The sequence below is a fragment of the uncultured Chitinophaga sp. genome, from assembly GCF_937874145.1.
GTDB lineage: Bacteria > Bacteroidota > Bacteroidia > Chitinophagales > Chitinophagaceae > Chitinophaga.
In genome coordinates, this window is the sequence record NZ_CALNBI010000440.1 from 1 (window position 1) to 11,006 (window position 11,006).

The 11,006-nt window shown below is 54.6% G+C and carries 10 protein-coding genes; 8 read left to right on the top strand and 2 right to left on the bottom strand.

Translation table 11 applies throughout. The annotated features are described in order from the left end of the window. From Q0510_RS21145 to Q0510_RS21160, 4 genes are all read left to right on the top strand, one after another. Positions 1 to 1,510: SusC/RagA family TonB-linked outer membrane protein (locus Q0510_RS21145; RefSeq protein ID WP_298716063.1), on the top strand; the 1,510-nt coding region annotated here is incomplete at its 5' end. Between the two features lie 16 nt (positions 1,511 to 1,526). After that, positions 1,527 to 3,425 carry a RagB/SusD family nutrient uptake outer membrane protein gene (locus tag Q0510_RS21150; protein ID WP_298716065.1) on the top strand — a complete coding sequence of 633 codons (1,899 nt, stop codon included), beginning with the start codon at positions 1,527 to 1,529 and terminating at the stop codon, positions 3,423 to 3,425. A 34-nt stretch (positions 3,426 to 3,459) separates the two neighbouring features. Then, positions 3,460 to 4,659, top strand: coding sequence for a DUF5000 domain-containing lipoprotein (locus tag Q0510_RS21155; RefSeq protein ID WP_298716067.1), 1,200 nt, complete (start codon positions 3,460 to 3,462; stop codon positions 4,657 to 4,659). Positions 4,660 to 4,716: 57 nt separating this feature from the next. Further along, on the top strand, positions 4,717 to 5,367 hold the full coding sequence (locus Q0510_RS21160) for a DUF4998 domain-containing protein (protein ID WP_298716069.1): 651 nt from the start codon (positions 4,717 to 4,719) through the stop codon (positions 5,365 to 5,367). Between the two features lie 131 nt (positions 5,368 to 5,498). Here Q0510_RS21160 and Q0510_RS21165 read toward each other — a convergent pair whose 3' ends face one another. Together Q0510_RS21165 and icd are read right to left on the bottom strand one after the other, a co-directional pair. Beyond that, positions 5,499 to 6,731, bottom strand: coding sequence for an NADP-dependent isocitrate dehydrogenase (locus Q0510_RS21165; protein WP_298716074.1), 1,233 nt, complete (start codon positions 6,729 to 6,731; stop codon positions 5,499 to 5,501). 161 nt (positions 6,732 to 6,892) lie between these two features. Then, positions 6,893 to 8,158 carry an NADP-dependent isocitrate dehydrogenase gene (icd, locus tag Q0510_RS21170; RefSeq protein WP_298716075.1) on the bottom strand — a complete coding sequence of 422 codons (1,266 nt, stop codon included), beginning with the start codon at positions 8,156 to 8,158 and terminating at the stop codon, positions 6,893 to 6,895. A 117-nt stretch (positions 8,159 to 8,275) separates the two neighbouring features. Between icd and Q0510_RS21175 the strand changes: the two genes are divergently transcribed. The 4 genes from Q0510_RS21175 to Q0510_RS21190 form a co-directional block, all read left to right on the top strand. Next, positions 8,276 to 8,938, top strand: coding sequence for an FAD-binding oxidoreductase (locus tag Q0510_RS21175; protein WP_298716077.1), 663 nt, complete (start codon positions 8,276 to 8,278; stop codon positions 8,936 to 8,938). Between the two features lie 137 nt (positions 8,939 to 9,075). Beyond that, positions 9,076 to 9,792, top strand: a complete 717-nt coding sequence (locus tag Q0510_RS21180; protein WP_298716079.1) for a DUF5668 domain-containing protein — start codon at positions 9,076 to 9,078, stop codon at positions 9,790 to 9,792. Between the two features lie 87 nt (positions 9,793 to 9,879). Further along, positions 9,880 to 10,233, top strand: coding sequence for a DUF4288 domain-containing protein (locus Q0510_RS21185; RefSeq protein ID WP_298716080.1), 354 nt, complete (start codon positions 9,880 to 9,882; stop codon positions 10,231 to 10,233). A gap of 17 nt (positions 10,234 to 10,250) precedes the next feature. Continuing rightward, positions 10,251 to 11,006: histidine kinase (locus tag Q0510_RS21190; RefSeq protein ID WP_298716082.1), on the top strand; the 756-nt coding region annotated here is incomplete at its 3' end.

Below are 11,006 nucleotides of genomic sequence, written 5' to 3' on the forward strand. Positions count from 1 at the left end.
TTCTTTCGGCGATCATACCATCAGCAGTACGCTCATCGGTACCCGTCAGCAAACGCTGAATACCGACGGGTCAACGCTGCAGACTTCCCTGCCGTACCGAAACCTCGGGCTGGCGGGCCGCGCTACGTATTCTTACCTGAGCCGTTATTTCCTCGAGTTCAACTTCGGATATAATGGCAGCGAGCGGTTCTCTTCCAACAACCGCTTCGGATTCTTCCCGACTATCGGCGCTTCGTGGGTAATGTCCAACGAAAAGATGTGGGAAGGGCTGCGCGATGTGGTAACGAGAGCCAAGATCCGTGCGAGCCATGGATTGGTTGGCAACGACGCCATCGGTCAGCAGCGCTTTTTCTATATGTCTGAAGTTAACATGAACTCGGGCTACGGTGCTACTTTCGGACGGAACAACGCCTATTCCCGCAACGGGGTTTCCATAATCAATTATGACAACCGTGATGTGACCTGGGAAACTTCGCACCAGACGAATATCGGGTTGGAGCTGTCGTTTTTCGACAAACTCAATTTCATCGGGGAGATATACCGCCAGCGGCGGACCAACATCCTGCAGGAAAGGACTTCCATTCCCAGCACCTCTGGCCTCGAAGCGGGCATCAGCGCCAATATCGGAGAGGCGGTGTCGGAAGGCATCGACCTGTCGCTGGACTATAAACAGAATTTTGGGAAAGACGCCTGGGCGGCCGTTCGTGGTAACCTGACGTTTGCCACCAACGAATTCAAGCAGTTCGAAGAGCCCAAATTCAACGAGCCCTGGCGTTCCCGTATCGGTAATTCCATCAACCAGGTGTACGGATTCATTGCGGAGAGGCTGTTCGTGGATGATGCGGAAGTGGCCAATTCACCTCGGCAGAACTTTAACGGTTTCGTGACCCGTGGCGGCGACATCAAGTACCGCGACGTAAATGGCGACGGCCAGATCACCGAGCGCGATATGGTGCCCATCGGCATGCCTACTGCGCCTGAGCTGGTATACGGCGCCGGCTTCTCGGTGGGATACAAGCAATTCGACCTGTCTGCATTTTTCCAGGGGTTGGGCCGCGAGTCTTTCTTCATCGACGTATCTGACGTAGACAGGGCAAGCGGTGCGTATCTCGAAAGCACGATGCCATTTGTCGCCAATGCGCAAATCCTGAAAGCATATGCGGAAAATCACTGGTCGGAGGAAAACCAAAACATCTATGCGATGATGCCCCGGTTATCCCATACGCATAATTATAACTCGGCGCCATCGCCATCGCAGGGAGTGACCATTCCGAATACCTGGTTCATGCGCAATGGGGCTTTCCTGCGCCTGAAAAGCGTAGAGGCCGGGTATACCGTTCCGCGGCATATCACCAAACGCTGGCACATCGAGAACCTGCGTATCTATTTTAACGGGCTGAACCTGCATACCTGGAGCGCTTTCAAGCTGTGGGATCCGGAAATGGCCGGTAAGGGATTGTCTTACCCGGTGCAGAAAGTGTTCAACTTTGGTATCAACGTCAACCTGTAGCTTAAAAATGCAAATCATGAAATTCAACATACGTATCTGGATAGTGGCGGCCGTGCTGCTCGGCAGTTTTTCTTCCTGCAAGAAATACCTGGAAGTGGTGCCGGACAACGTGGCAACGATCGATTACGCTTTCCGTAACCGGAACGAAGCAGAAAATTACCTGTTCACGTGTTACGCCACGCTGCAGAAATCCATTTTTTACGCCTGGTCCGACCCCGCGTTCACGACCGGCGGCGAACTATTGCATCCTTTCCCGGTAGAAAACAACGCAGACATGGGATTCCGGATGCTTCGCAGCGGGAACAATGTACTGTCGGTTGAGCTGGACTTCTGGAGCGGCAACAATGCCGGGGTAAATCTTTACGATGCGATCCGCCGTTGCAATATTTTCCTCGATAACGTGGATAAACCGGTAGACCTGAGTGTGAACGAAAAGGCGCGCTGGATTGCTGAGGCTAAATTTCTTAAAGCCTACTACCATTATTGGCTGGTGCGCATGTACGGACCGATCCCGGTCATCCGCAAGAATCAGCCGGTGAATGCCTCCATCGAAGAAGTGCGGGTGAAGCGTGAGCATGTTGACACCGTTTTCAATTACATCGTGCAATTGCTGGATGAAGCTGCTGCCGGCCTTCCGCGCATCATTACATCGGAAGCCAGCGAGTTGGGACGGGTTACGCGATCGGCCGCCATGAGCGTGAAAGCAGAAGCGCTCGCCTGGCAGGCAAGTCCATTGTTCAACGGCAATCCCGACTACATTAATTTCAGTTCGAAGGAAAACAAACCGCTGTTTTCCACGATGGCTGATCCCAACAAATGGGTGTTGGCGGCGGAAGCCTGTCAGCAGGCCATCGAGGAGGCGCATGCGGTTGGCCGGAAACTCTATCCTTTCGTGCCGCCGGCCAATCTCACCGGCCTGAGCGATTCTACCATCAACCTCCTCGCATTCCAGGGTGCTGTCACGCACCTGTTCAATGACGAGGTGATCTGGGGCGCAAATGCAGTTAACAGCGACTGGCAGTATATCTGTATCCCCAAAATGGCGGCGGAATCCCAGACCAACGACGTGATCTGGGGCAGCCTGGCCGCCCCGCTGGCCATCGCCGAAATGTTTTATACAAATAACGGCGTGCCCATCAATGAAGACAAAACCTGGGATTACGGCAGCCGGTACATCCCGCGCGCCAGCGACGAAGCGCACCGGTATTATATCCGCAACGGTTATCAAACGGCCGGCCTCAATATGAACCGGGAAGTCCGCTTCTACGCCAGCCTCGGGTTCGATGGAAGCAACTGGTTCGGCAACGGTACGCTGGACGACGACAACCAGCAATACGTTCAAGGCAAAATGAAGCAGATCAGCGGCGCCGCCATGATCGTGAAAACAAATTCCACCGGGTACTGGCCCAAAAAGCTCGTGCCGTACCAGAGCGAGTTCCTGGCCCGCAGCCTGCCCGTGCCCTTCGCGGTGCCACGCATCCGCCTGGCCGCCATGTATCTCTTGTACGCCGAAGCGCTGAACGAAGCCGGCAACCGGACGGAGGCGCTGACCTGGATCAATAAAGTACGGGAAAGGGCGAAGCTGAAAACAGTGGAAGAATCCTGGGCCACCTATTCCAACAATCCTGGCAAGTTCAATAGCAAAGAAGGGCTGCGCCAGATTATTCACCAGGAAAGAAGGATCGAACTGGCTTTCGAAAGCCAGAGCGGTTGGGATATGCGCCGCTGGAAGGAAATGAAAGAGTACCTGGCCAAGCCCATACAGGGCTGGAGCGTGTATGAGGAAACCGTAGCGGGATATTACCAGCCGCGAACCATCATCATGCCGGTGTACAACACCCGTGAGTATTTATGGCCGATCAGCGACGCCGATCTGACCATCAATCCCAACCTCGTGCAAACGCCTTTATGGTAATCCTGCTTTCCTTCTTCAACAAAAATTAATCAACATGCAGACTTCACAAACCAAGATATTCGCGCTGCTGGGCCTGTTGGGTCTGGCAAGCGCATGGGGTGGTTGCTTTAAGGATGACGCCTACAACGAACCCACCGAAAAAGACGGCGCCAAACCAGGGCCCGTTACCAATGTGCAGGTAACGAACCATAACGGCGCTGCCACCATCACCTATACGCTGCCGAATTCTTCCAACCTGTTGTACGTAAGGGCGAAATACAAAACCAACGACGTGCTAGCGCGGCAGACGCAGGTCTCTTACTACACGAATAAAGTGGAAGTAAGCGGCTTCGCAGAGAAGAAAGAATATGAAGTGGTGCTCACCACCGTATCGCGCGCAGAAGTGGAGTCCGAACCGGTGATCGTAAAGGTGAACCCCGAAACGCCGGTGCACCAGCTGGTGATGCCGACGGTGCGGATCGAGCCCGACTTCGGCGGCGTTTTCATCGCCTGCCAAAACACCCTCCGCGAAAAGATCGGCGTGATCGTGATTACCGAAGACAAGAACGGCGAATTCAAACCCATCGAAAGCCGCTATACTACCAACGAACAGGTAGCTTTCAGTGTTCGCGGCTACGAAAACGAGCCCCGCGAATTCGGCGTCTATATCGTAGACCGCTGGGGAAACAGCTCCGATACGCTGTTTGAAACAATTACCCCGCTCTTCGAAGAGCTCATCGACAAAAGCAAGTTCGCGGACATGAGCGTTCCGGGAGACGAGCCTTCCGATTACCAATGGTACATGCATTACCTGTGGGACGGCAACACCGATCCCAACAGCACCGGCTTCCACACCACTACCATCGGCGCGTTACCCAAGCACATCACCTTCGACATGGGCGTGAGCTATCATCTCAGCCGTTTCAAAACCTGGCAGCGCGGCGGCGGTTGGTACGACTTCTCGCACGGCAACCCGAAAAGATGGCGCGTATGGGGTACCAATGAAAGGCCCGCGGCAGACGGCAGCTTCAACGGGTGGACGATGCTCGGCGAATTCGAAGCTCCCGCCAAACCTTCCGGCAGGCCGCCTTACGACAACACGGCGGAAGATGTGGCATTCGGCAGGAACGGTTTTGAATTCAACATACCGCCCGGCTCACCGAAGGTCCGCTATATCCGCTTCCAGGTACTGGAAACCTGGTCCAACACCAACTTCTGGCATATGATCGAAATCTCTTTCTGGGGGCAACAATAACGCAAAACCGACAAGCACATGCAATCCATCCATCCTCATACATCCTATTCGGCAATCATGGCAGCGATCCTGTTGCTGGGAGGATTATCAGCCTGCGACAAACAGGCGACTGATTACCGGGAATACCTCGGCGAAAAGGAGAAAGTTTATCCCGGTGTGATGCGTCAGCTGGAAGCTATGCCCGGCAGGGACCGCATCCGTTTTACCTGGCATCCCAGCGCCGATCCTTCCGTTAAAACTTATAAGATCACGTGGAACCGCGGTGCTTCCTCGCAGGAAGTGCCCGCTACTTCGCACGATCCTTCGCAAACACTGACAGCTACGGTGAACGGCCTGGCTGAAGACAGCTACGATTTCCAGGTGTACGCGCTGGATGGTGCCGGCAATGTTTCCGTGCCCGCCCCGCTGTCTGGTGTCCGCAGCTACGGCGCGCGTTACGAGAGCGGGCTGCGCAACCGCGGCGTCATTTCAAAATGGTTTGAAGCGGATCAGACACTCGTTATCCAGTGGGCCACAGCGGATACGGTGCACACCGGTTCGCGGATCATTTATACCGGTCTGGACGGGCGCGAACAAACGGTGCTTACGGAAGCGGATGAGGCGGAAACCCGGGATGCCGCGAAGGGGAACCGGTCAGCGTATTGTCCGGTTACAAACCCGTCCGTTCGGCCATCGACACTTTCTATGCCTCAAAACCGGATACACTGAAGTTTTAGTTTTCTGTTCGTATGTTAGCAATCCGGCCCCTGGACTTTTTTGTCCGGGGGCTTTTTGTTGGGGTGATGGCATGAAAAAAGGCCTCCGGGAGGGAGGCCTTTTGGGTATATCAGGGTAGCTGATTACTTGGCGAGTTTGGCTTTCAGCGCGGTGTCCAGCGCTTCGAGGAACTCCTCGGTGTAGAGGTAGTGCTTGCCGTGCTCTACTTTGTTGCCGTGGATGCAAACCGCGAGGTCTTTGGTCATCTTGCCGCTTTCTACGGTTTCGATGCACACGGCTTCGAGGGCGTGGCAGAAGTTGATGAGCTCCTGGTTGCCGTCCAGCTTGCCACGGAATTCCAGGCCGCGGGTCCATGCGAAGATGGAAGCGATCGGGTTGGTGGAAGTGGGTTTGCCGGCCTGGTGGTCGCGGTAGTGGCGGGTTACGGTGCCGTGAGCGGCTTCCGCTTCCATCGTTTTGCCGTCGGGCGTAACGAGGGTGGAGGTCATGAGGCCGAGGGAACCGAAGCCTTGTGCTACGGTGTCGGACTGCACGTCGCCATCGTAGTTCTTACAAGCCCATACGAAGTTGCCGTTCCATTTCAGGGCGGAGGCCACCATGTCATCGATCAGGCGGTGTTCGTAAGTAAGGCCGTTTTTATCGAATTCGGCTTTGAATTCTTTCTGGTATACATCTTCGAAGATGTCTTTGAAGCGGCCGTCGTATTTTTTCAGGATGGTGTTCTTGGTGGAGAGATACAGGGGCCATTTCTTCATCAGGGCCTGGTTGAAGCAGGCGCGGGCGAAGCCGTAGATGGACTCGTCTGTATTGTACATCGCCAGGGCAACGCCGTCGCCTTTGAAGTTGTACACTTCAAACTCCTGCACGTCGCCGTTCTCGCCTTCAAATTTGATGGTGAGCTTGCCTTTTCCTTTGGTGAGGAAGTCGGTAGCGCGGTACTGGTCGCCAAAAGCGTGGCGGCCGATGCAGATGGGAGCGGTCCAGTTGGGAACGAGGCGGGGCACGTTCTTCATCACGATGGGCTCGCGGAATACGGTGCCGTCGAGGATGTTGCGGATGGTGCCGTTGGGCGATTTCCACATCTGTTTCAGCTTGAATTCCTCTACGCGCTGCTCGTCGGGGGTGATGGTGGCGCATTTGATGCCCACGTTGTATTGTTTGATGGCGTTGGCTGCGTCAATAGTCACCTGGTCGTTGGTGGCATCGCGGTGCTCCATGCCCAGATCGTAATATTTGATATCCAGGTCGAGATACGGTGTGATCAGTTTGTCTTTGATGAACTTCCAGATGATCCGCGTCATTTCGTCGCCATCCAGTTCAACCACAGGGTTTGCAACTTTGATTTTTTGTGACATCGATTTAATGTTTTGTGTTTCTTCTTATAAAATCTTTATGAGACACGAAATCCCGCTACGGATTACGTTTTTCTATCAAATGATGTTATTTGAATGTCGAAAGATAGTATTATCCTTCAAAAAAACGTAATCGTGGCGGGAAAATCGCTGTTAAGGCTATTTTAGAGCTGCTTGATGATCTCGTCGGCGAACTCGCTGGTCTTCACGAGCGTGGCGTCGTCCATCAGCTTGTAGAAGTCGATGGTTACGCGTTTGCGCATGATGGCGGTGCTGAGGCCGTGGGTGATGATATCGGCGGCTTCCTTCCAGCCGAGGTATTCCAGCATCATAACGCCGGAAAGGATCACGGAGGAAGGGTTCATGGTGTCGGTGTCGGCGAAGCGGGGCGCGGTGCCGTGGGTGGCTTCGAACACGGCGTGGCCGGTGGCGTAGTTGATGTTGCCGCCGGGCGCGATGCCGATACCGCCTACTGCTGCTGCCAGCGCGTCGGAGATATAGTCGCCGTTCAGGTTCAGGGTGGCGATCACGGAATAATCCTGCGGCGCCAGGAGGATCTGCTGCAGGAAATTGTCGGCGATCACATCGTTTACGATGATCTTGCTATGGGCCTTCGCTACCGCGATTTCCTTGTTGGCCGCCTCTTCTCCCTGTTCTTTCTTCGTTTTCTCCCACTGTTCCCATGTGTACACGTAGTCGCCGAACTCGCGCTGCGCCAGTTCGTAGCCCCAGTTCTTGAAGCCGCCTTCGGTGAACTTCATGATGTTGCCTTTGTGTACGATGGAAACGGAAGGTTTTTTATGCTCGATGGCATATTTGATGGCAGCGCGCACCAGCCGCTCGGTACCTTCCTTCGACACCGGTTTGATGCCGAAGGAAGAAGTTTCCGGGAAACGGATCTTGTTCACGCCCAGTTCCTCGGTGAGGAATTTCAGGAGCTTGCCGGCCCCTTCGGTGCCATACATATATTCGATGCCGGCGTAGATGTCTTCCGTGTTCTCCCGGAAAATCACCATATCCACCTTTTCGGGGTGCTTCACGGGGCTGGGAACCTTGTTGAACCAGCGTACAGGGCGCACGCAGGCGTAGAGGTCCAGCTCCTGGCGCATGGCCACGTTCAGGGAACGGATGCCGCCGCCCACAGGGGTCGTCAGCGGGCCTTTGATAGACACCAGGTATTCCTTCAACGCGTCCAATGTCGTTTTGGGCAGCCATTCGCCCGTTGCCTGGAAGGCCTTCTCGCCCGCCAGTACTTCTTTCCATTCAATTTTCCGCTCACCGCCGTAGGCTTTCTCCACAGCCGCGTCGAACACCCGCACGCTCGCGCGCCAGATATCCGGACCGATGCCATCACCGATAATAAACGGAATAATAGGATGGGCAGGAACCTTGATCTGCCCGTTGATCATCTGAATTTTTTCTGCCGGCATATTGCTTGTTCTTTATTGCACCGCAAAGGTAACACATTTACAACGGTCCCGGACCCCCCAATTGTGAGAATTAACTTAAATTCGGGGGAATTGTCTGACCCGCAAAATCAGGACCCAATGGAGCAACATATTGTCGAAATAATAGATATCACCCCCGTTACGCACGATGTAAAACGCTTCCAATTCCGCAAACCACAGGGGTATACCTTCATCCCCGGACAAGCTACCGACGTGGCCATCAACCTGCCCGGGTGGGACGACCAGCTGCGGCCCTTCACTTTTACCGCCCTCAACGACTGGGACCATCTCGAGTTTACCATCAAGATATACGACGACCACGAAGGCGTCACCCATCAGCTCGGCCAGCTTAAATCGGGCGACCAGCTGATCATCCACGAGCCCTGGGGCGCCATCCAATACCAGGGAGAAGGAGTGTTCATAGCAGGAGGCGCGGGCATCACCCCGTTCATCGCCATTTTACGGCAATTGCAGCAAGATGGCAAGGTGGGAGATAATAAGTTGATTTTCAGTAATAAAACCCGGGAAGACATCATCCTGGAGGAGGAACTGCGCGGCATCCTGGGGGCCAATTTCATCAACACCCTCACATCGGAAGCCCAGCCGGGGTACGACCACCACCGGGTCGATGAAGTATACCTCCGCGACAAGGTCAAAAACTTCAAACAGCACTTTTATATCTGTGGTCCCGACGCCATGGTGGCCGCTTTGCCGCCCATTATCCGCAAATTGGGCGGTGAATCCGTTGTAGTGGAGCTCTAGACCGGTTTCACCGGCGAATTTCCCGTTTTTACCGGTAAATCCACCCCTGCCTGCCTGTATGGGGTTGACCGGCGTATATGCGCTCCGTATGTTTGCATCATCAATCATCACACAAAAAATCGCAAACACTACAACTTATGAGCAAGTATAATCGTCGATACGAAACCGGGAACAGCGGTCTTTGGGCCGGCGTCATCGTCCTCTGCGTCGGGCTGTTTATTTTACTGAGAAGAATGGGCCTCGAAATGCCCCACTGGCTGTTCTCCTGGCCGATGATCCTTATCGCCGTCGGCTTCGTGATGGGAGTGAAGGGCAAGTTTCAGGGCGTGGCCTGGTTCATCGTTACCTTTATCGGCTGTGTTTTCCTGATAGGCGATATATTCCCATACGAATGGAACGTACGGCGGTTCGTTTGGCCTGCCACCCTCATTGTATTAGGGGTTTATATTATCGGGCGGGCCACGAGCAAGCGGCAGCAGTATGAAAAGATTTTCTCGGCCGACGATTCCGCCAATACGAACGATTACATCCACGCCACCACGCTGTTCAGCGGCACCAATAAAGTGATCCTTTCCAAGAATTTCCAGGGTGGCAGCATTACGACCATGTTCGGCGGTACGGAGCTGAACTTCTCACAGGCCGATATACAGGGCGAAGTGACGCTCGACATCACGACGATGTTCGGCGGCGTGGAGATCATCGTGCCTTCGAGCTGGGATGTTAAAGTAGACGTGAACACCGTGTTCGGCGGCATAGAAGACAAGCGCATGATCCCGCCGGCCCTCGCAACCGATAAAGTGCTCATCCTGAAAGGCTCCTGCACTTTCGGGGGAGTAGACCTGAAAAGTTATTGATCCTTTCCTTCCGCCATCTTTCAGACATCGTTTGTTAGCCCCAAGATCCATCCATCCATCCTTTCCATCACCGAAAACCTTTAAAACATGTATTGGTACGTAGCCAAGATCGTATATCAGATCGTTTGCGGCACCGGCGACCACCTCCCGCAATTCGACGAGCAGCTGCGCCTCATCAGCGCAACGAGCAAAGCCGAGGCCTGGAAAAAGGCGGTGCAGATCGGGGAGCAGGAGCAGTATGCTTTCCGCAACCAGCGCGAAGAACTCGTGGAATGGCGCTATATCAACGTTCCCGAACTGCATACGCTCGACGAGCTGAAAGACGGCATGGAGATCTATTCCCGCGTGGAAGAGCCCGACAATGCCAACAGCTACGTGGCGCTCCTGCAGATGAAAGCGGCGCAGCTGCAATCCCAGAAGATGTTTGAACTGAATCTTTAATCCGGAAATCAGCTCCCTTGGCCACGCATCTGCTCAAAGAACAACCTTTACGCTGGACGTTCCTCATCGCCTGCTGCCTCTTTTCCGCCGTGCATGGTTTTATCATGCGGTACTGGCTGGGGATAGACGGCACCAACGCCTGGATGGACGCCAACATTCATAACATTCTCCTGTTCATCGCGGTGGCCGCCATCACCCAGATGCAGGCTTATTACAGGCCGGTGAGGATGCGCTACGTTTACGTGGTGGTCCTCACCACTGTCATCACCATCCTCTGGCTCATGCTCACGCTGGTGATTCTCCGGAACGTTTTCCCGAAAGACCTCGTGTACCAGCAATGGTTATCGGACACGGCGCCGGTCAGGTTCGCGCTGGGATGGCTGTTGCTCACGGGCGCGGGGTTCCTGAGTTTCATTTTGTACGAGATGGAAGAACAGCGCCAGGCGCTGGCCCGCAAAGACGCGGCGGAGAAGCTGGCCCGTGAAGCGGAGCTTTACAAACTCCGCCAGCAGCTGCAGCCGCACTTCCTGTTCAACAGCCTCAATTCCATCAACGCCCTCGTGTCCATCCGGCCGGAAGAAGCACGGATGATGATCCAGCAGCTGAGCGACTTCCTCCGCGGAACGCTCAAGCGCGAAGACCAGACCTGGATCCCCCTGCGCGAGGAGCTTCAGTATCTGCAATTGTACCTCGATATAGAAAAAGTACGTTTCCGTCACCGGCTCACCACCGAGATAGAAACGGACCCCGGCGCCGGGGAGCTCAGCATCCCG